Annotated in this window: 16 protein-coding genes; 10 read left to right on the forward strand and 6 right to left on the reverse strand. The window is 35.0% G+C overall.

The window, feature by feature from the left end:
* The first annotated feature begins 81 nt into the window (after window positions 1-81).
* The 4 genes from B9T28_RS08730 to B9T28_RS08745 all read left to right on the forward strand — a co-directional run bounded on the left by B9T28_RS08730 (window position 82) and on the right by B9T28_RS08745 (window position 5,344).
* Window positions 82-702: a rhomboid family intramembrane serine protease gene (locus B9T28_RS08730; RefSeq protein WP_086203595.1), complete on the forward strand. Its 621-nt coding sequence runs from the start codon at window positions 82-84 to the stop codon at window positions 700-702.
* A 196-nt stretch (window positions 703-898) separates the two neighbouring features.
* Window positions 899-2,575: an arylsulfatase gene (locus tag B9T28_RS08735; protein WP_086203596.1), complete on the forward strand. Its 1,677-nt coding sequence runs from the start codon at window positions 899-901 to the stop codon at window positions 2,573-2,575.
* Entirely contained in the window at window positions 2,572-3,555 is a 984-nt protein-coding gene (locus tag B9T28_RS08740; protein ID WP_086203597.1) for a formylglycine-generating enzyme family protein, read from the forward strand. Before B9T28_RS08735 ends, B9T28_RS08740 begins: the two co-directional genes overlap by 4 nt.
* Window positions 3,556-3,793: 238 nt before the next feature.
* Entirely contained in the window at window positions 3,794-5,344 is a 1,551-nt protein-coding gene (locus B9T28_RS08745; RefSeq protein ID WP_086203598.1) for a hypothetical protein, read from the forward strand.
* A 189-nt stretch (window positions 5,345-5,533) separates the two neighbouring features.
* On the opposite strand, the gene gmtX is transcribed toward B9T28_RS08745, so the two are convergent.
* The 5 genes from gmtX to B9T28_RS08770 form a co-directional block, all read right to left on the reverse strand.
* Window positions 5,534-6,205 carry a gamma-mobile-trio protein GmtX gene (gene gmtX / locus B9T28_RS08750; RefSeq protein WP_252053571.1) on the reverse strand — a complete coding sequence of 224 codons (672 nt, stop codon included), beginning with the start codon at window positions 6,203-6,205 and terminating at the stop codon, window positions 5,534-5,536.
* Complete coding sequence (gene gmtZ, locus B9T28_RS08755) at window positions 6,195-8,810, reverse strand: gamma-mobile-trio integrase GmtZ (protein WP_086203600.1); 2,616 nt, start codon at window positions 8,808-8,810, stop codon at window positions 6,195-6,197. The genes gmtX and gmtZ overlap by 11 nt, the downstream gene beginning before the upstream one ends.
* A complete protein-coding gene (gmtY, locus tag B9T28_RS08760; protein WP_086203601.1) occupies window positions 8,807-10,279 on the reverse strand; it encodes a gamma-mobile-trio recombinase GmtY in 1,473 nt (490 codons plus the stop codon). Before gmtY ends, gmtZ begins: the two co-directional genes overlap by 4 nt.
* Window positions 10,280-10,459: 180 nt before the next feature.
* Window positions 10,460-10,642 (reverse strand): DNA-binding protein, encoded by a 183-nt coding sequence (locus B9T28_RS08765; protein ID WP_086203602.1) that lies wholly within the window; start codon window positions 10,640-10,642, stop codon window positions 10,460-10,462.
* A 119-nt stretch (window positions 10,643-10,761) separates the two neighbouring features.
* On the reverse strand, window positions 10,762-11,241 hold the full coding sequence (locus B9T28_RS08770) for a hypothetical protein (protein ID WP_086203603.1): 480 nt from the start codon (window positions 11,239-11,241) through the stop codon (window positions 10,762-10,764).
* Window positions 11,242-11,334: 93 nt separating this feature from the next.
* On the opposite strand from B9T28_RS08770, the gene B9T28_RS08775 reads away from it, so the two are divergent.
* From B9T28_RS08775 to B9T28_RS08800, 6 genes are all read left to right on the forward strand, one after another.
* Window positions 11,335-11,541: a helix-turn-helix domain-containing protein gene (locus tag B9T28_RS08775; RefSeq protein WP_086203604.1), complete on the forward strand. Its 207-nt coding sequence runs from the start codon at window positions 11,335-11,337 to the stop codon at window positions 11,539-11,541.
* Between the two features lie 101 nt (window positions 11,542-11,642).
* Window positions 11,643-13,124, forward strand: a complete 1,482-nt coding sequence (locus B9T28_RS08780; protein ID WP_086203605.1) for a type I restriction-modification system subunit M — start codon at window positions 11,643-11,645, stop codon at window positions 13,122-13,124.
* Window positions 13,121-14,296, forward strand: a complete 1,176-nt coding sequence (locus B9T28_RS08785; protein WP_086203606.1) for a restriction endonuclease subunit S — start codon at window positions 13,121-13,123, stop codon at window positions 14,294-14,296. The genes B9T28_RS08780 and B9T28_RS08785 overlap by 4 nt, the downstream gene beginning before the upstream one ends.
* A gap of 19 nt (window positions 14,297-14,315) precedes the next feature.
* Window positions 14,316-17,789: a DEAD/DEAH box helicase family protein gene (locus B9T28_RS08790; protein WP_086203607.1), complete on the forward strand. Its 3,474-nt coding sequence runs from the start codon at window positions 14,316-14,318 to the stop codon at window positions 17,787-17,789.
* 51 nt (window positions 17,790-17,840) lie between these two features.
* A complete protein-coding gene (locus B9T28_RS08795; RefSeq protein WP_086203608.1) occupies window positions 17,841-18,659 on the forward strand; it encodes a Hachiman antiphage defense system protein HamA in 819 nt (272 codons plus the stop codon).
* The gene (locus B9T28_RS08800) at window positions 18,649-21,774 is read left to right on the forward strand and encodes a DEAD/DEAH box helicase (protein WP_171263484.1); all 3,126 of its coding nucleotides are present in this window, start codon (window positions 18,649-18,651) and stop codon (window positions 21,772-21,774) included. The genes B9T28_RS08795 and B9T28_RS08800 overlap by 11 nt, the downstream gene beginning before the upstream one ends.
* Before the next feature lie 355 nt (window positions 21,775-22,129).
* Here B9T28_RS08800 and B9T28_RS08805 read toward each other — a convergent pair whose 3' ends face one another.
* On the reverse strand, window positions 22,130-22,735 hold the full coding sequence (locus B9T28_RS08805; protein ID WP_086203610.1) for an HAD family hydrolase: 606 nt from the start codon (window positions 22,733-22,735) through the stop codon (window positions 22,130-22,132).
* Window positions 22,736-22,936 lie beyond the last annotated feature (201 nt).

Genomic DNA, 22,936 nt, shown 5'->3' on the forward strand with positions numbered 1-22,936 from the left:
GGAATTAATAAAAAAGTCCATTCTTGATTCTAAATAATGGCATTATGTCTCATCATCTTTGCTTTTTTATTAAGGCGCCTTATGCTGGATTTACCTTTTAATCATACTGTCAGTATTATAATTATTACCGTCATCATCTCTTTAATTGCATTCTCTAACCAAAAGTTGATGAATCGTCTCATATTTTGGCCACCAGCTGTCACTGATCGTGGTCAATACGATCGATTTATCACGCATGGCTTTATTCATGCGGATGGTACCCACTTACTCTTCAATATGATTACTTTATTCTTTTTTGGTAGCGTGATTGAAAGTTTTTATCGTCAATACTTTTTTGATATGGGCTTTATTCTTTTCTATTTGGGCGGCTTAATTGTTGCGATTTTACCCAGTTATTTAAAACATAAAAATGATACACATTGGGCCAGTTTAGGGGCTTCCGGTGCGGTTTCTGCTGTTCTTTTTGCCTATATTCTATTTCAACCGTGGAAGTTAATTTTCGTATTTTTTATCCCCGTTCCTGCCATTATTTTTGCAGTTCTATATGTCGCATATAGCATCTGGTCAGGTAAACGTGGCAATTCAAATATCAATCATAGTGCGCATCTTTGGGGTGCTGCTTATGGGGTGATTATGACGATCATTATTGAACCGCGTATCTTTCCGCATTTCTTACAGCAACTGAGCAAACTGCCTTTTTAAAATAAAATATATTTAACTAATCATCTCTTTAAAAGGAAAAGTTTAAATTAACTTTTCCTTTTTTTATTCATTTTTCAGCTACAGATATACAAATAAATACTCAGTAAAAATAATGCATAAGAATGCTGAATTCATTATTTTTTTATACACAATTGATCTTTTAACCTAAGACAAAATTTTGAATTAGATCATCTACATGAAAAGAAAAAATTTAGTTAGCTCTATTTCCATCGTACTCTTCAGTTTCTATTTAGCGGGCTGTAATGATAGTGATCATCAAGAAAATAAAACTCAGGTTTCGGAACAGCAAAAACCCAATGTGCTGTTTATTATGGCAGATGATTTAGGTTACTCAGACTTAGGGGCTTTTGGTAGTGAAATCCACACCCCCAATTTAGATGCATTAACCAATGAGGGTCGAATTTTAACTGACTATCATACTGCACCAACGTGCTCGCCCACTCGCTCTCAACTACTTTCAGGAACTGATCACCATCAAGCTGGAATTGGTGCAATGGCTGAACTGACACCTGCACATCTCAAAGGGCAAACGGGCTATGAAGGCTATTTAAATAACCGTTCACTCTCTCTTGCTGAAGTACTACATGACAACGGTTATCGAACTTATATTAGTGGTAAATGGCATCTCGGCTTAACCCCTGAAACCAATGCCAAAGCCCGAGGTTTTGACCATTCCTTTACATTACTACAAGGCTTTGACTTACATTACAAACAAGCACCAACAGGCTACAAACGTAATGCAACGTATACCGAAGATGGCCAAGATGTTCCAATTGCAAAATTACCAGATGATTATTTTTCTACCAATCATTACACCGATAAATTATTACAATATTTAGACAGTGACAAAGACTCTAAACAACCCTTCTTTGCCTATGCCGCATATACAGCACCACATTGGCCTATACAGGCTCCGAAAGCCTTTAGTGATCGATACAAAGGGGTTTATGATGTCGGCTACGATACAATTCGTGAGGCACGTTTAGCAAAACAAAAACAACTAGGCATCATACCGAATAACTTCTCTGCCGCCATTCCTATTGAGAGTCAGAATGCACCGGCTAAATCAGGAAAATGGAACGAACTGACCACTGAACAAAAAGCCATTGAAGCTCGTAAAATGGAAATTTATGCGGGTATGGTTGAAAATCTAGATTACAACATTGGTCGGATTATTCAGCATTTAAAAGCCCGTGGTCAATATGAAAACACCCTAATCTTTTTTGTTTCCGATAATGGTGCAGAAGGCTCTGCTGGCAGTGCCAATCCAGAGGCTCAGCTCGATAACTCGCTAACTGGCTTAGGTACAGCCAACTCATACACATTTATTGGCCCGCGTTGGGCAGAAGTAAGCTCAACACCTTTTCACCTATGGAAAGGTACGGCTGGCGAAGGTGCGACAACCGCTCCTGCTATAGTAAAACTTCCGCATCAAAAAGGTTCAGAAGCTAAATATCATGGATTTACATCAGTACTGGATGTGCTTCCAACGGTGCTTGAATATGCAAATATTGCCGTGCCCAAAGATCAATACAAGGGACGTCAAATTAATAACCCCACAGGTTATTCATGGAAAGCGACTCTTGAAAATAAAAGTAAAATCATTCGTCCGGTCGATTTTAGCTTTGCAGATGAATTACACGGTAATAAATATGCCAAACAAGGTGATTGGAAAATTGCCTTACAAGCCAATCCCAATTTAGGTACAGGTAAATGGGAACTTTATAATATTAAAGATGATCGAGGTGAAAGAAATAACTTAGCAGAGATCTATCCAGAACAAATAAGAAAATTGGTCGAGGTATATAACAAGTACACGCAAAATAATGGCGTTTTGGAATACAAACAATGATATTAAAAAATATCTTATGGATCAGTTGTAGCTTGCTGTTAGCAAGCTGTGACTTTTCACATTCTCAGCCAGAAAATACTAAAGCCAATGAAGTAAAATTGGGTAATATCCAAGATTGCAAACCATATTCTGGACTTCCAAAACATTGGTTAAAAGCAAAGCATGCAGGGATGATTTGGATTCCGACGGGTTCATTTGAATTAGGCTCTAAATTGGCCTATTCAGATGAAATTAATTTTGGTGAAAAACAAAGATCTGTGCAAGGCTTTTGGATGGATCAAACTGAAGTGACCATTGCACAATTTCAAACCTTTGTAGCAGCTACACATTATATCACTGATGCTGAAAAGCAAAACCAAGCAGCGGTTTTTAGCCCAGATCGTCAAAATCCTCAGCAATGGTGGCAATTAAAATCAGGCTATATCTGGAAAACTCCGTATGGAAAAGATGGAAAAATACCACAGCCTGCCGAACCTGTCCGTTATGTCACAAAAAATGATGCAGAACATTATGCACTCTGGTTAAATCACCAATTACCATCAGAACTAGAGTGGGAATATGCCGCAAAGGCAAATGCTCAGCATGATGTTGCCATGCATGATGAACCGCAAAATACATCACATCATCCGATTGCGAATTATTGGCAAGGTGAATTCCCTTTTCAAAATACCCATCAAGATCAATTTACAGATGTCGCACCCGTCGGCTGCTTTGCTGCCAACGCTTTCAAACTTTACGACATGATCGGCAATGTTTGGGAATGGACATCATCACCCTACACGGGTGCACATGATCAACATATGGGTGATTATCAACATTTACGCCATCAACAAATGCAGGCGCAAGCATTTGTCATTAAAGGCGGTTCGTTTTTATGTGCCAATAATTATTGTGCACGATTTAGAGCAAGTAGTCGTCATCCTCAAGAATTAGATCTAGCCACATCGCATGTTGGATTTAGAACAATGTCTAAAGATTAAAACCTCATCTGACATAAATATTTTGGCATATTCTCTCTGGATAAAAGGATTTTAAAAAGATCAGAACCACAAGAACTAAAATTTAAAACAATACTAGTTTACTGGTTAGCAATAACGTTATTGAAAAGCATTTATTTTTCTTCAGCATTTTGTCACTTATTGCTAACTCAAATTTTAACTTGGCATAGATAATGTATACATCTGTATATTAATGCAACAATAAAATGCGAGATAACATATGCCCAATTCTTTAGATGGTTTACACTTTCCATTAGACCCACATACCAACAAAATCAGTACTTCAAATGTCGGTAAACACATTATTGCGGAAGCATTAGCACTGGTCGATCATAAAATTTCACAGCAATTACTCACTGAAAAAAGTTGGCGCAAAAACTACCCTATCTACTTTAAAGCATTGGTTTCACATGGTATTCGTACAGTGAATAATCCAATTACCATTGCCAAACAAGGCCTACATAAAGCCCAACATAGTTTTGAGTTTCATCGTACTGGACAGCGTTATTTATTTAAAGATGTCATGACGATCCCCGCCATTCAACAACTACAAACGGTTAAAATTACTGGTGAAAGTCAGGCTCAACCCGAATGGTATGTGCCTTATCAAGGTCAAAAACTACAAGGACAATCATTATTAGATCAAATTCAAAAGTGGCAAAATTCTGGCATTATTGAAGCAAGTCATGCACAAGCTTTGCGGGAAATGAATGCCCATCCTGAATGGTTTGATTTATCTAATCGTACGATGGTGTTATTTGGTGCAGCATCTGAAGCGGGCCCTTTGACATGGTTATCTCGCTGGAAAGCCAATATTATTGCAATTGACCTTCCAAATGAAAAAATCTGGAATAAAATTTTAACCACGATCAAATCAGGTAATGCAACCTTATATGCACCAAGTTTAGAACACGTTGATGCGGATACACCGATAAATCAACTTAAAACCAAGTTAGGCATTAATTTACTCACGCACATTCCTGAAATTGCACATTGGCTTGCTCAAAATCCGAATAAACTTGATTTAGCTGCAATCGCCTATTTAGATGGCGAAAAACATGTCCGCGTGTCTATGGCAATGGACAGCATCATGACTTATGTCAGTGAGCAAAAACCTGACTCATCGCTAATGTATATGTGTACCCCGACAGATGTCTATGCGGTTCCTGAAGAAGTCATTGCAGGCTCTATACAAAAATTTGAAAATCGCTCAACAATAGAAAAGGTCGTTAGTAAAGGCATTTCAATCGTTTCGATGAAACAGTTCTTTAAAAATAATAATCAGCAATTGATTACATCAGACAATGGTAAGGCCTACGGTATTGCTGATTGCTTAGTAGTGGAACAAGGTCCTAACTACGCATTAGCAAAGCGTATTCAACAATGGCGTGCGACCTTAGCCAGACATCAAGGGCAGCATGTCAGCATCAATATTGCGCCGTCAACAACCACTCATTCTGTAACTAAAAATCCATTACTTAAGGCTGCTTTTAATGGCGCTGGTCTTTTTAATGTAGAAGCATTTCAGCCTGAAACAACCAATGCCATTATGGCGGCATTATGGGTGCATGACTTACACAATCCAGCATCGGTCGCTAATCCAGAAACACCAATGCAACATCCACTGGAGTTAATGATGGAAGGCGCCAATCATGGTGGATTATGGCGTGTACCTTATTTAGCCCGTACAGCTTTACCTTTCGCTGCCATCTATGGTTTTGCAGCAGATAAATTACCGATCAATAAAGCATTGGGTAAATTAAAAAGCTAATCAATATTCATAGCCTAAAGCCATCATTGAAAAACAAAAAACGCTGTTCGTTTTCTATCTAGTTAAATTTATATAAAAACAGGTTAATCCTTTATTTTATATTATTTTACAATATCTTAGTTAGTGTCTGTTTTTTATATGCATATAAAAACAGTATATAAAAAAAAGGCTGGCAGATTGCCAGCCTTTTTATATTTCAGCTAATATTTTTTGTATTGCAGATACAAAGCCTGACTTAAATAATGATCGTCCATTTTCGTCTTTAATAGAGCCCAGTCTAGAAACTATCCAACCTCTGTTTAGAAGATTATTTTCGTCAATAGCATCGCGAAGCGCTTCGATTTCACTATTGACCAATACGCCAGTTAACGATGGTATTATTTCGACTTGTTGCTGTACTTGGCCTGCTGAAAAAACCTGATTTGGCCTCATATCAACAATCACTTCTGTTTGTTGTTTGAGAATGTGGTTCTCTGCTTTGAGCTTTTTCTTTTCAGCAATGATTTGACCGAAGACTGCTCTCATCGCTGGATCATCTAGTTTCTTTAATAACTCCATGTCTGATGAGACTTCATTCTTTCGAGAATGACACTTGGAAGGTTTTTTTGTAGTGGTATCTGCTAAGGTTGCCCATTCTTTTATTAAAAGATTATAGTGCTTACCTGTTTTATTACGAATACTAACAGTACCCACTCCACCATTCTTTGTAGATATACGTCCAATTGTTGCTATTGAATAATCTTGTTCACAATCGTTAAAACGTTTTTCAAGTAGAGTGTTTAGCTTATCTAATGATGCTTGAGTATGACCGCTTTTATCCTTTTTGAGATTTTCCAAAAATGATTGCATTTTATAATTCACTTTCATCTTCTCCATGTTGAATACTGCTGATTAAAGACTTTAATGAAAGACTATTTATAGGTGTATTTAAATGCTCCTCTAAAGTTTTAATTCCAGTCTCAAGTACTTCATGATTTTGTAAAAATTCATCAAATTCTAAATACGATACAGTTTTTTGAAAACTTTCAAGTTTATTGGTACATTCAATTTGTTTCGTCATTGCGCGAATCATAGCGTTAGCTGCAATTAATTGCTGATCTTGATCAAGTAATAGTAAATGAGGTAAATAACCTTTTCGGATCATTATCCGGCTCAAACTTTGTGTCCTGTTTTGAATTACTGATGTCTTTTTAATATCATCGAGCAAATCGGGGTAAATTTCAGCATCTTCACAAAGTAATGAAAGATGTAATAGCTCAGATGTTGTTTCTATAAATCCAATTTTTATATCTTCTTGAGAACCAACAGCTACCAATTTTGTATGATGGTCATCCTCATTTCTTTTTTGCTCTATTTCAACTAAGCGTCGAATGAGGTTGAATGTAGCTATCCAATTTTTTGTGTACTCATCAGATTCAACTAATTGTTTTTCATGACGTCTATTAAGATTTTGTAATTCATTATGTTTTAGAAAAGGTATATTTTTTAACTCAGCTTCATATTTTAGCTCTTCGAAACTCTCTATATCTGCCTCTATCTTTGCTGCTAGATTGGCTGCATTATAGGCTTTATAACTCATAAAGTTGAGATGTGCATTGAGTGCTGGGAGGTAACTAGCATCGGTAATAAACCATCTGCATCGCACGCAATTTTCGCTACTGTGACCAACAGAACTATTAAGCCGTTTAGAAAAATTTTTGGAATCTTGTATTAATTCTCCACCATTCCAACAACCAGCAATAGATTTCACTTCGTCAGTCATTACATTATTACCTCCAGCTAAACAGAGTCCATGATGTCTCAACTCCCAACCTATTGGATTGCGATTAACTAATATTGATTTAATTGACATGTCATCATGGAAGGCCATTTTGGATTCAATTTGCCGTAGTTCAGCATCTTTTAAAAATATACGGATACTTTCTTTAGAATTATTTTCTAGTACTTTTGTTGCTTCTGCCATTTTCTCCTGCATGACAACAGGTGTTAACTTTGTATAATATATAGTCATTAAAATTCTTGAATGACCAGCCAAAAGTTTAGAAACAACTGGAAGTGGTAATTTAGCTTCTATTAAGTAGCTTGTAATGAGTGATACTCGTAAACTATGCAGTTGATAATTAGTTTTTACTTTTGGAGATTTGTAGTTTTTTTCGTAATGATGAACTAATTGAAGTGGTGTTCCATTAGGGAGTGTGTCTCCACAATTTGAGAGGTTATTTTCTAACTTCTCTAATAATTTATACCAAATCAAAGGAATACTTGCATCTGGAATTGGCTTTTTCCTATTTTCACTACAATTTGATGTAGCATCACGCATTAAAAAACAGCAATACCCCATCTTGGAAAGATAAGCATTTGATTTTAAATCTTTTGTGTGTTTGATTTCTAAGGTCGTACAATCTGTAGGGGCTACAATGGGATTGTATTTTTCTTGCCAATTTCTAAGTTTTTCTAGCCAATATAGTAGAAATTCATTTTGCCAAGGAATTTCATAGCCTCTTTGGAATTCATCTTTGTTTTGATCTGCTGTTTTATTCGTATTGATATATAAACCTGTTGAATCCAAACCTGTCACATTATCTTTGAATCGTCGAAATATACCTTTTGAATGACTATTTAATACAAATTTATATTTTGTATTTTTTATCCATTTACCATTTTGATAGCGCATAGCATCTGCTTCACCAGTATCTAACATACGCACCTGATATGTTCTGAGTGGTAGTTGTAATTTGACGAATAGCACCATTGCTGCGACAGGTGACCACATTTTATAAATTGTGACAGATTTTTTATTACGCATTACTATTTCACGTATCCAAACACAATCTTCATCATTCTTATCTATAAGATTCTCATCAACTTCAAACCAACCTGTTGCCGCAGTCGATCTAATTCCACTCAGACTTTGTGCCCAACTCCAATTTGAAAAACTTCCAGATGGTTTAGGACACAAGATTTCACTGAGACGTTGAATATAGCGATAGGGTAAAGGACTATGGACTGTTTCAGATAGTGTTTGCTTGCTTTTTAGTTGTTCGAGTGGATTTTTATAAAGATAGATTTTGCTACCTTTATCAGTATTTTCAAAGAAATGATTATCTAATATCCAATCAATAAAATTAGATATATAGTTAATTATTTCTGTAGTATTTCTATTATCTCTGCGCTTGGAATTTTTAATTATTGCTGATTTAAAATCATGACTAGAAGCTTTCCAACCGTTTTGATCTCCAGCTAAAAAGATAAATATATCAGCACACCACGGCACAGTATGAATAATATATTTTTCAAGAAAAATAGCTAGTGCATTTAGTTTCTCTGCTGTACTACTATCTTGACTTTTTATCCATTCTTCAGCTAACTCTCTCCATCCATTCATTTTTTCGCCATATCTTTTAGTTACCCATTGCAAAGTAAGATCACTTTTTCGACCATCAGGTTTGGCTATTTTAATTCTCATTTGTGTTTTCCAAATTTGGGATTCTTGCCAGCGAATAAGTTATATGGGTCAATGTCATCAAACCCATGCTGTAATAAAACTTGCCAGCTTGGAGTACATGTTTCCTCATTAGAATCTGATGGATTTAAAAGTTGTTCTGTTGCAGCAGTTAGAGCTTTTGTGACTTCTTTAAGCGAAGGAGTTGTATAGACTAATTGGGATTCTATTGATGAATGATGTAAGCATTTTTTGATAATTATTGGTTCTACACCTGCTCGACTTAAACGCCGACCATAAGCATGTCTGTGAGAATGAGGAGATAGTCCATCAGATTTGGAAACGTCTAAACCAATACGCTTCAGACCGCGTCGATAATTATCATGGAATGCATTAAGCGTGTATGCTTCACCTAGATGCTGACTATGAAAACTAATAAAAGCATATGGATGATTACGCTCAATACATACAAGGTATCGCATATAGTTATTCCAAGCTTTAGCAAAGATTTCTCCAAATTGAATTGGAAACCAATGTATTTCCAAATATGAATCTTTATTATCTGTTAATCGATTCTTCCACCCAACATTCTTTTTTCCACTTAATTGATTTCGTGGAGTCAAAGCATACTTTTCTAATAGGTAAGCAGCTCTTGTTGTTTGATTAGATCGTCCACGCCACTTATTTGGAGCTCGACCTTCTTCAGGATGATAAACACGGACTTTTACACTATTATTGTTAAAAGGATCAATTAATACATCTTCAATCCAGAGATGTAGTGCTTCTGACTCACGTAATCCACCTCCATGCATTAGCAACAAGATAAGTTGATCACGTAGAGCAACACGGCAATCTAATGCCCCGCCTAGACCACTAAAATAGAATTTTTCAAAAGTATTTTCAGGAAATTCTATTGCGTCATGAATTTGTTTACCTAAAGGTTTTCTACCTTGTATGCTACGTGCATAGCGAACAGTTGAATTTATATGTTTATCTTTAATATGTCCTAAAAAGTCATTTTGGTTTTTACGAAACCATGCTGCGTAATTTAACCGCTGAGTATGACTATCTGCTTTAATGAATGGATTCATTGAAGTGGATTTATGATTCTCAGCCATCCAATCTGTTAGTTGACTGAGAGCATAAATATATATTTGAGCAACTTGCTTGCTGTGAGGTAACCAGTATAGGCCTGATGGATCTAATCCCTCTTCACTGATCGTACCTGAATATAAACAACTACTAAAATTTTCAAACATGGTTTGAGGTGTAGAAAACCCATTCGGATTTGCAGCCATATACTCTAAGAGCCGCTGAGTAGCTCTAGTAGAATTATTAATAGTTGATTGGCTCTTTCCGTCACGTTTTAATTTTAAAACAAAATCTAAAAATGGCTGGATGATTTCATTATTTTCATCCATTAAAACAGGAGTCTGTATAAAAACCCCTGTGTCATTTTGTATTATTTTTGCTGTTACTTTGACAGTTCTCATATGACACTCTCTAGCTTTATATAAAATAAAAGGCAGAAAGCACCCTAGACATTGCTTAATCCAGCAATGTCTTTTAGAATAAAAATGTCTTGAACGACCAAGTAATAGACATTTTCATAAAGGCTCATACACGGTATGAGCCTTTGTGCTTTCTTAAAATTAAAAAAACTTATTTCATCCTTATTCTTCCTTAATTCCTAGTTTAATTGCAATTTTATGGCTTTCCCCACGCACTGGAACCCGATTCATTTTTAAAACTCTATAAACAAGTTCAGGTGAAAAATTATTCTCTTTAGCCCAGTCTGAAAATGTAATTCCTTTTGAATGAAATTCATTTTTTATTTGTTGAATAGACTTAACCATATTGGATCAATTTGAAGGAAATTAGATGAAAAATATATAAACATTCCTGCTGAGTCAAGCAGAAAAACATTAATTTAATATTATGTTTTTATTGGGTTATTTTTATTATTATAAAGTTTTTAATTTAAAATATTATCCATTAATTTAATATTTGAATTAATGTTTTTAATATCATTCTCTAATTTTTCTTTATGGCTAATAAAATATTTTTCTAATGTTTTATCATCTTCTAATAGTGATTTTATAAAATTAATATTATTTTCTTTGTCTTTTATTCGACCTGATAACTCTAACTTTTTAGTATTAAAAAATCGTTCAAGTTTTTGTTTCTTATGTTGATCTCTGAGTTCATTTAAACGAGGAGTTTCCTTATAACTAAATGAGGTTTTGGTTGATTTTTCATCGTCAACTTCCAAATACTTACACTCTAAAAGTACTTTTAAACCAGTATACATCTGGTTTTTGTACCATTTAGTTTTATAGCAGTCCTCAAGTTTTATCTTTTCCCAAAAGTGTCTTGCCCGCCAATTATTGATTTGATGGTTATCAAAAATTTCTAAGAATTCATCATATAGAGGTAATTTAATATTTTTCTTCACTACTTAACGGCCCAACATAAAAAGAGGATTATAGTCCGTGGATATATAAGCATCCAATAGTGATAGTTCTGATATTTGAACAAATGAAATCAAATGTCAGATTTATCTGTAGTGGTTGGTCAGTTAATACGCAATGCTAGACACAATAAAAAAATAAGTCAGGAAAAATTAGCTTTAATCTGCGACATAGACCGTAGCTATTTAGGGCGAATTGAACGAGGCGAAGTGAATATCACCATAGAAAAGCTATATGAACTTGCTACTGCTTTAGAAATGGATGCAAAAAACCTTTTACCATAATTATTTATAACGCCAAACCTTGTCGCATCTTATTATTTTCGCATAGCTTTCCCTTTTCAAATCCGACACAATACTCTCAAACAAATTTGAGAGTCATCAGTGTGATTACAGGCGAAATTAAAAGCAAAATTGACCATATTTGGAATGCGTTTTGGAGTGGTGGTATCTCTAATCCATTAGAAGTCATGGAACAAATGACTTTTTTGCTATTTATTCGTCGCTTAGATGAAATTCAGATTGCCAAAGAAAGAAAAGCCAACCGTTTAAAACAAGACATTGAACATCCAATTTTTACAGCGGAGCAAGACGCTTTACGTTGGTCTAAATTCATTACTTTAGGTGATCCTACTCAGTTGTATGAGCTTGTCAGTTCACAAGTATTCCCATTTATTAAAAATATTGGTAGCGAAGAAAACAGTACTTACAGCCACCACATGAAAGATGCTCGTTTTACCATTCCAACGCCTGCACTTTTAACCAAGGTGGTTGATTTATTGGCAGATGTGCCGATGGATGATAAAGATACTAAAGGTGATATTTACGAGTATATGCTCGGTAAAATTGCATCAGCAGGTCAAAACGGTCAGTTCCGTACACCACGCCATATCATTAAAATGATTGTGGATTTAATGCAACCGAAACCAACAGATACTATTTGTGACCCTGCATGTGGTACGGCAGGATTTTTGGTGGCTGCTAGTGAATATTTAAATGAGCATCATAGTTCAGAGATTTTTGCTTCACCTGAAACGACCAAGCGTTTTAGTGAAGAAACATTCTTTGGTTATGATTTTGACAGCACCATGCTTCGTATTGGTTCAATGAACATGATGTTGCACGGTGTAGAAAACCCATCGATTGAGAACCGTGATTCTTTAAGCGAAGCGCATTCACATATTGAAAGTAAGTACAGCCTGATTTTAGCCAATCCGCCTTTTGCAGGAAGTTTGGATGCAGAAGCTTGTGCCAAAAATATTCAAGCGATCGTTAAAACGAAAAAGACTGAATTGTTATTTTTAGCGTTGTTTTTACGCTTACTGAAAACTGGTGGCCGTGCTGCGATTATTGTGCCTGATGGTGTGTTATTTGGCTCATCGACTGCACATAAAGCTTTACGTCAAAAAATTGTTGAAGAGCAACAGTTAGAAGCTATTATTTCGATGCCTTCAGGTGTGTTTAAGCCTTATGCAGGGGTTTCGACTGCCATTATGATTTTCACTAAAACCATGTCTGGCGGTACAGATAAAGTCTGGTTCTATGATATGCAAGCCGATGGTTTTTCGTTGGATGATAAGCGTAATGAGCTAGATAGCAGCAAGCATGAAAATAATAACATTCCTGACATTCTTGCACGTTTTAAAAACTTAAGTGCTGAAAATGAGCGTAAAGCAACAGATCAAAGTTTCTTGGTAGATAAAGCGGCTATTGCTGCCAATGGTTATGACCTGTCGATTAACCGTTATAAAGAAGTGGTCTATGAGCAAGTGGAATATGAGGCACCAAGTAAAATTTTGGCGGATTTAGAGCTGCTTGAGCAAGATATTCTGAATGGAATGAATGAGCTTAAGGAGTTGCTTAAATGAAGGGATGGACAACATCAAAATTAAAAGACGTTGCTAAGGTAATAACTGGAAAGACACCTCAAACTTCAAATAGAGAATATTACGATGGAAATATTCCTTTTGTTTCACCTGCTGATTTAAATGAAAGTATCCTAGGTGAAACGAAGACATATTTGACTGATTTAGGTGCTGATCAGGTATATAGAGTACCTAAAGATACAGTATTGGTTTCCTGTATTGGTAATCTAGGTAAAATAACTATTGTAGATAGAGAAGTTTGCTTTAATCAGCAAATCAATGGGTTAGTTTTTGATAAAAATAAAATATTTCCTAAATATGGGTTTTATTGTGCTCAAACTTTAAAACCACAATTAGAAAAAGCATCTTCTTCTACTACTCTCCCTATTGTTAATAAATCACGTTTTTCTGATTTGACAATTAATTTCCCCCCACTTGAAGAGCAACGCCGAATTGCATCTATTTTAGATAAAGCGGATGAGCTACGCCAAAAACGTAAGCAAGCGATTGTAAAGTTAGATCAACTTTTACAAGCCACGTTCATTGATATGTTTGGTGATCCCTCTAACAATCCGAATAATTACAATCAATATGAGTTGGATACACTTATTTTGATAGGTCCTCAAAATGGATTATATAAACCCGCGACTATGTATGGTGAAGGAATACCTATTGTAAGGATTGATGGGTTTAAGAGTGGTGATATCATTGATAATAAAGGATTTAAAAGATTATCACTTGAGCAATCTGACATTGAAAAATATCAACTCAATAAATTTGATTTAGTAATTAATCGTGTAAATAGTCCTGAGTATATTGGTAAAACGGCTTTGGTAAGAAATTTGGAAGAACCTACTGTTTTTGAGTCTAATATGATGAGATTCTCTGTCGATACAAAAAAGTTAAATCCATATTTTTTACTTTTCTTTTTGAAACAGCAATTTGTATTAAATCAAATTGCAAACAAACGTAAAGATGCTGTCAATCAATCAAGTATAAATCAGCAAGATGTAAAAAGTTTGGTGATTAATATTCCGCCGATTGAAAAGCAATTATTATTTGCTAATTTCTTTGAAAAGGTTGAAATAAATAAACATTTATTTTACAAACAATATGTGAATTTTAACAATTTATTTAAATCATTACAGAACAAAGCATTTAGCGGAAATTTATAAAATATTTGAGGGTGTATAAATGAGTAATTTTCAGTTTCTGGAATCGGCATTTCCTGCTTTGGCAGAAACCGCTATAGGGGCTGAAAAGCTTGTTTATATTTACCCTCAAGCGGCATTGATGTGTGCAAGGCAATCTCTCGAAAGCCTTGTATTTTGGCTATATAAATATGATAAAAAACTCACTCAACCCTTTGATGCATCACTGCATAACTTAATTAATCAGCCCAAATTCCAAGAAATTATACCGCCTTACATTCTGAGTAAAATGGATGTGATTCGTATGGCAGGCAACAATGCCGTACACGGTAAAAAATTCAATAGCCTCAAAACAGAAGATGCTGTAAAGACCATCAGCGAACTGTTTATGGTCTACATTTGGTTTGAACGCACCTATGGCGCAGTCACCAGAGACCGCTCACAGCAGATTTTATTTAATCCAAATCTCATTCCAAATGACAATGCTGAACAATCAATAAAAGCAGACAAAGAGCAACTGCAAAAGCAAACCGAAATATTTGAAAAGCAGCTTGCAGATAAACATCAGGCACTCAAAGAACAAGAACAAAAACTATTTGAACTTTCTGCAAGCTTAGAAGAGCGTGAAAAATTACTCGCCAATATTGATGCTGAACTTGCGCTAAAACGTCAACAAGTTGAACAAGCCAAAGTTGCCAATAATGCAGTTCTAGACACGTATGACTACAACGAAGCCGATACCCGAACTTATCTCATTGACCTAATGCTTGAAGAAGCAGGTTGGGACATTGGCAATACGGTCAAACTTGAAGTTCCTGTGACAGGTATGCCAAGTACATCGGGCGAAGGTTTTGTTGATTACGTGCTCTATGATGCCAATGGCTTGCCACTGGCACTCGTTGAGGCTAAACGTACCACCTCCAGCCCGAAGATGGGTGAACAACAAGCCAAGCTCTATGCGGACTGCTTAGAACAAGCCACAGGACAACGCCCTGTAATTTTCTATAGTAATGGCTACCAGACTCATATTTGGAATGATGTGCAAGGTGGCCCACCACGTTTAGTCCAAGGTTTTTATACACAGGCTGAACTGAAACGCCTGATTGAAAGACGTAAGAATAACCCTGATTTAAGTAGTTTCCCGATTAATGAAACAATGGTCGAACGCTATTATCAAACTACTGCCATTAAATCGATACTTGCCGAATTCCAACAGAAGAAACGTGCAGGCTTACTGATTATGGCAACGGGTACAGGTAAAACCCGTACTGCAATTGCCTTGGTGGATGTGTTGATGCGGGCCAATGTGGTGCAACGAGTCCTGTTCCTTGCCGACCGTAATTCATTAGTCAATCAAGCAACACGAGAGTTTGCTAAGTTTTTTAAATCGGGTGCATCTGTTTTTAATTTAATAGACAGTAAAGGTGAAATTGGGCGAATTAATACCTGTACTTATCAGACTATGATTGGCTTGATTGATCAGCTCAATGAAGATGGTACGCGTAAGTATGGTACAGGCACATTTGACTTGATTATTGTCGATGAAGCTCACCGTAGTGTGTATCAAAAGTACGGTGAAATCTTTAAATACTTTGACAGCTTATTGGTCGGCTTAACAGCAACTCCACGAGATGAAGTAGATCGAGATACCTATGCCTTGTTTGGACTTGAAACTGGTGTACCAACGCATTACTACGACTTAGATCAAGCCATTGCTGATGGTTTCCTTGTACCTCCTAAAGCTTTCTCTGTACCGTTAAAATTCATGCGTGAAGGCATTAAGTACAGTGAACTTTCAGACGAAGAAAAAGAACATTGGGAAAACACCGATTGGGGTGATCAAGAAGCACCTGAAGAGGTTTCAGCAGCACAAATCAATAAGCAATTGTTTAATACTGATACCGTAGACAAAATGCTGAAACACTTAATGGAAAATGGCATTAAGGTTGACGGTGGTGATGTACTGGGTAAAACGATTATCTTTGCGGTGAATCAAAAACATGCGGAATTTATTGCCGATCGATTCAATCTCAGCTATCCGCAATATGATGGAAAATTTGCACGTATCATTACCCATGCAACCAAATACGCGCAAAGCGTAATTGATGATTTTAGTAAAAAGGATGTCGCAGAACCACAAATTGCGATTTCTGTCGATATGCTCGATACAGGGATTGATGTGCCTGAAGTGGTGAATTTGGTGTTCTTTAAAGCAATACGCTCTAAAGTTAAATTCATGCAAATGATTGGTCGTGGTACTCGATTATGTGAAAACTTATTTGCACCTGAATCGAATAAATCTGAGTTTTATATTTTCGACTACTGCTCTAACTTTGAATATTTTGAAATCAATCCCAAAGGTGCAATGGGCAGTACGGTAGAACCAATTGGACAACGTCTGTTTAAAGCACGTTTAAATATTATGAGTCTGTTGAATGCACCAGACTATAAACAAAAGAATCAGCTCAATGACCAGCAAGCCCAAGCATTAAATGCCGTTCAAAACGATTTATGTGAAGGGTTACGGGCTGAAGTCACGGCAATGAATAAAGATAACTTCATTGTTAAAACTGAGATTGAGCATGTTGAGAGATTCAAAACGGCTGAAGCTTGGGAAAACCTTGATGACCTTGCAATGGGCACATTGCGAGAACATATTTCTCGTTTACCGAATGAACTTCCTAAAGAAACCATTGAAGCAAAACTCTTTGATATGCTCTGCTACAACCTTGAATTGGCAGTATTAGAAAAAAATTCTAAAGCTTTAGAGGCATATGCCAGCCGAGTCGTTCAAATTGCTTCACAACTAGAATCAAAGTCTAATATTCCAGTGGTTGCCCCTCATCTTGCACTGATCCAAGAGATTCAGTCACAAGATTATTGGGTGGATATTACGCTTCCAATTTTAGAGTCGATGCGTAAACAAATCAGGGGCTTGGTCAAACTTATCGAAAAAACATCGTCTACAGTGGTCTATACCATGCTTGAAGATGAATTGGGTGCTACCACAGAGGTCAATATTCCAATTGTTGCCAGTGGCGTGAATATTGCCCAATATCGTAAGCGTGTAGAAAGCTTTATTAAGGCCAATGAAAATCACATTACCATTGCTAAATTAAAAAAAGGTTTACAGCTTACGCCGACTGATTTGACTGAACTTGAGCGCTTCGTATTTGATGCACAGGAAGTCGAAAGCAAAGATAAGTTTGAACAATGCTTTGGATCAGCCATTAGTTTGCCACAATTCATACGCTCTTTAGTTGGCTTAGATGCAATTGCTGTAAAAGAAGCTTTCTCTAAATTTTTAGTCGGCACAACCTACAATGCAAACCAAATCCGTTTTGTTGAAATGATAATGGAGCACCTTACCAAACGAGGTGTAATGCAGTCGTCCCAACTGTATGAGCCACCCTTTAGTCAAATGCATTATGAGGGGCTTGATGGGGTGTTTAATGATAAGGATGCAGATAACATTATTGGGGTTGTTGAGGCGTTTAATCAGAGTGCAGTGGCATGATTTTATGTGTTTTCAATTTCATAATACTATTTAAATAAAGTATAAAATTTTATGATAAAAATACCAGATCATCTTTCATTTTTAAAAAAATGTTCTCACCAGCTTCGTACTTCAGATGGTCATAATATTGAAATCTGGGAGTTAATGGTACCTTTAAACGATGATCTTTCAAGCTGGGCAAAACATTTTAGACAGTGTTACTGCATAGATGAAGAAATAGATATTTTACGTGATGGTACAGGTTTATCAAGAGCGGACTACCTTGAACAATTAGTTTTTCCAGATAAAAGTTTAGCACCCGGTCCTAGCATTCGTGCAGGAGATTTTGCAGAGCTATTAGTAGCAGATTTTTTAGAGTTCAATCTACAATATTGGGTTCCAAGAGGGAAATTTGCAGAGAAAGAAAGTCGTAATGAGTCAGCGAAGGGTGTAGATATTTTAGGGATCAAAGTCGATGATATTAATAAGCAATCAATTAACGATACTCTTATTACATTTGAAGTTAAAGCTCAATTGACTAATAAAAAATACGCTAATCGATTACAGAATGCTGTTGATGATTCATCAAAAGATTTTCTACGACAAGCAGCTACTTTGAATGCAATTAAAAGACGATTAAATCGTTCACAGCAAAATGAACAAGTTCTTATCGTTCAAAGATTTCAAAATCCAGCCGACCATCCTTACACTTATTTATCAGGAGCAGCAGCTATATTATCTGATATGGCGTATGATGAAATTGCTCTTAATACTGAAACGAAGGTTAATGAACATCTTAATATAGCTAATCTGCAACTAATTGTTATACGTGGTAATAATTTGATGAAATTTGTCCATGCACTATATGAAAGAGCTGCTAATGAAGCCTGAATTTAATAGTAAAAGGCTATTTGGTATCACACGTTCAAAAGGTAAAATGTACGAATTAGATATCCCTGAAAATTTGCATATATCTATACCAGAACAAAGTAATCCTGAAGAACTATTGGTTCTAACTATAGGAATATTAGGAGATGCTGTTGCTTTTATTTGTGATAACGCAACAACTAAACTACCAGAAAGGTTTATTAGCAATTTATTATTTAGTGCTAGTTTTTTTGATGCCTTTATTGAATCAAAATTAAACTCAAATATTGATTATGATTTACTATTAATTGCATCTTCAACATATTATTTAGCTGGAAGACCCGGTAGTAGTTTAGTAATTGCAAAAAGGCTATATGAATATGCACCAGATTATACAGTATCATCATTACAAAATTTTCTGAAATGGCTGCTTCAGTCAAATTGGAAAAATTACGTACATCACGATAATGAATATTATTGTAATAATACAAATAAAATTTCAAAACTATTAGCATTTCATTTTTTTAATGGTGAAAATGTTAGTGAGATTAATGAAGAGTTAATAAAATTAAGAAATAAAGTTTATAGTAATGGTTCAGCAATTGAGTTACTTTACACAGATATAACCATAGCTATTGTGAAATTACGATTAGCATACTCTTCATGGAACACATTACCTGAATTCAGTAATATTCAAAAAGAAGTTTGGCAGGATATTATTAAGAAACCACATTTTCCAAAAGAACTGTGGCCATCTCAACTAAAAATTGGTGAACAAGGACTTTTTTCTGGTAGTTCTGGTGTTATTCAAATGCCAACTAGTGCTGGAAAAACAAAATCTGTTGAAATTATTTTACGTAGCTCTTTTTTAAGCTACAAAACTAAATTAGCTATTGTCGTTGCCCCATTTCGGGCACTATGCCATGAAATTGCTCAAACTTTAAAAATAGCATTTAAAGGGGATGGTGTTCGGATTAATGAATTATCAGATGTTTTACAATTAGATTTTATGATTGAATTTGCTGAAATAATTGATAATCCAGATTCGTTTATTTCCAATTCCATACTAGTACTTACACCAGAAAAATTGCTTTATTTATTAAGGCAGAAAAGTAATATTGCGAATCATATTGGTACTATTATTTATGATGAAGGGCACCAATTTGACTCTGGAAGTCGTGGCATTACTTATGAACTATTGTTAACAGAAATTAAAAAAATTCTACCGCCTGATGCCCAAACTATATTAATCTCCGCAGTAATCAACAATGCTAAAGATATTGCATCTTGGCTTATAAGTAATGATGCAACGGTTGTTGATGGCCAACATTTATTAGCTACATCCAGAGCAGTATCTTTCGCTAGTTGGTTAGAGATTCGTGGTCAACTAATATTTTATGAAAATCAAGATTACAATAATTATGATTATTTTTTACCCAGAATACTAGAGCAACAAAATTTAACTCTTTTTAAAGGAGAAAGAAGTCCCAGAGTATTTCCTTCAAGAGAAGATCCGACAGAAATTGGAGTTTATTTAGGTTGCAGACTTGTACCGAACGGTTCTGTTGCCATCTTCAGTGGAAGAAAGGACTCTGCATATATCGTAATTAAGAAAATGGTTGATATATATAAGAGAGATTTTGTATTAAGACCTCCAGCTGATTTCTCAAACTTAGAAGAAATTAATAAATTACATGCTTTAATTTGTGGAAATTTTGGACAAAAATCTATTTTGAGTGAAGCTTCTTTATTAGGAGTTTTTCTTCATCATGGAACGACACCAAATGGGCTTAGACTTGCAATTGAATTTGCAATGCAAAAGAATCTTATTAATTTTGTTTCCTGTACATCCACACTAGCTCAAGGTGTTAATCTACCAATTAGATACCTAATAGTTCCTAGCGTTTATCAAGCAGGAACTAAAATTAAAGTTAGGGATTTTCAAAATCTAATAGGTCGTGCTGGACGTTCAGGAATGCACACTGAAGGTTTAATCATTTTTTCAGACCCATCTATTTTCGATAAAAAAAATCAAGAATCTTACAAATTTAATGGCGCAGTTAACTTATTAAATCCCGAAAATACTGAAAATATAACAAGTTCATTACTTAGTATTTTTCAGCCTATTGTAATTACCATCGGGTTTCAAACTATTGAGTTAGAATTTCCAGATGAATTACTTTTAGTAGACAGTAAGCGATGTATTGATTGGGCTGAGACAAAGTCTAAAGAATTTAGTAACATAACCCCTGAATATTTTTTAGATGATTTAAGACGAAGGAAAAACCTAACAACAGCCATAGAAAGTTATCTTATGGCCAATCGTGGTAATGGAGATTTCTCCACTTTTTTACTATCTGTTATTACTCTCTCAGAATCTACACTAGCTTTTCACTTAGCAGATGACCTTTTAAAGAGTAGAATTATTAATTTATTTACCTCTTTAGCGAAATTTATCGAAGAAAAAGAGCCTATAAAAGAAAATCATTTGATTTTTTCTAAAACTTTATTAGGAATAGATAGTTCTCAAGCTATCTATACTTGGGTACATGAAAATTACGATAAATTAATAAATATTAAGAATAATTTTGATTGGCTTACAATGATTTGGAATATTTTATTGCAACAAATAGATGATCCATTTCTTCATTTAGCTATTCCCAATCATTTCCCAATAAACCTAGCAAAAAAATGGATTGATGGGGAGTCTTATGAGGAACTGATAAATTTTTCAATTGCTAAAAGTGCAAAAAAACCTTATGGATCTAAATATAGAAAAGTTAAAGAAGATGATATCTATAATTTTTGTGAAAACACCCTAGGATTTCATGGCTCACTAATCATTTCAGCAGTAGGATTATTCCTATTTGGAGATAATTTTACTTCCGATAATGAACAAGCATTGTCGTTATTACTTTTTCAAAAATCTTTGAAGTACGGACTTCCTGATCTACAGTCTATTTCATGTTACGAATTTGGATTCTCTGACAGGTTTTTAGCTCAGGAGTTATGTGATAAATTGCTATTTGAAGGTTTTTTCGAGGACGAATTCTATAAGGCTACTCAAATTTACTCTGATACCATTAAAAAAGTTTTATTATCTTACCCTAGTTACTTTTCAACCATTTTAAGTGAATAACTATTATCCATAAATATGTAATAAATCAAGGACCCGTAATTTAATTTGATAGACCAGTATTGTTGTTTAGAACAAAATATACATAAAAGACCACTTGCGTAAATATGGTTTTTAATCATTTTTGATTTACGTAATACCTTATAAATCAAAGGTTATAGCTGATTAAGTTTTGACTAATGCAAGAGATCTAACTGCCTAAGTAAAATAAGAAACAGTGTTCATTACTACGCACCATTCAGTGTTCATCTAGATAAGAATATGCAGTCATAATATTGCATACTTTTAAGTGAATCCGGTGGACTACTCTTAATTAGAATTCGTGGATGATAATTACTGATATATACAAATAGATGTTCTAATCAGATATTAGATCATTCAGCATATTACTGAGATTTTGTTTTTTATTTCGTTCTATCAACCTTGCTGACATACCTAAAGAAATTGGTACTTCAACATCTAAAATCGGATGATCACCAACAAAGAGTACATCACACATTTGACAGGAGAATTGTTTTAGTATTACCTCATAAATATGCCTTTCAGGCTTTATCGCACCAACCTCATAACTTAGAAAAACTGCATCAAATGAGTTTGGAAGTATCGCTTTTAGTTTATCACCATAAGGCTTTGCCAAATTTGAACATAGCGCCAATTGAAAACCAAGACTCTTTAGCTTTCGAAGTGTTGGAATAGTATCTTTATAGAGCTCAATTGTATTTAGTTCAAAATCAATATCCTCTTCTATTTCTTGTAATAATTGTATTGGGATCTCTTTCCCAAAAACTTTAGCCAATTCTTCAATATCAACATCATTAGACATAATAATATTGGCATCTTTTAAACTAGGTTTTCTACCATCCTCTTTAAGCCATTTCATTAATTTACGATATGGGGATTTGCTTTGACCAATTTGTACAAGCGTTCCAAATGCATCAAAAACAATTACTTTAGGGGAATTCATAATAGACTAATAACGAATGTAATAATTGAAGTCAGTTTAGTCGATATCTTATTTTTGAGACAATCACATTTGCAATCTAATCTGGCGATTTTAGCTTATGGTTTAGACATAAATAATACTTAATCCGTTGGTAATCGTAAAAGCTTTAAAATAAGTTGGGAATCTTGAATTTCAAGGTAGGTTAAGAAACATAAAAAATTT

Origin of the sequence: Acinetobacter silvestris, from assembly GCF_002135235.1 — a bacterium.
In the GTDB taxonomy this organism is placed as follows: domain Bacteria; phylum Pseudomonadota; class Gammaproteobacteria; order Pseudomonadales; family Moraxellaceae; genus Acinetobacter; species Acinetobacter silvestris.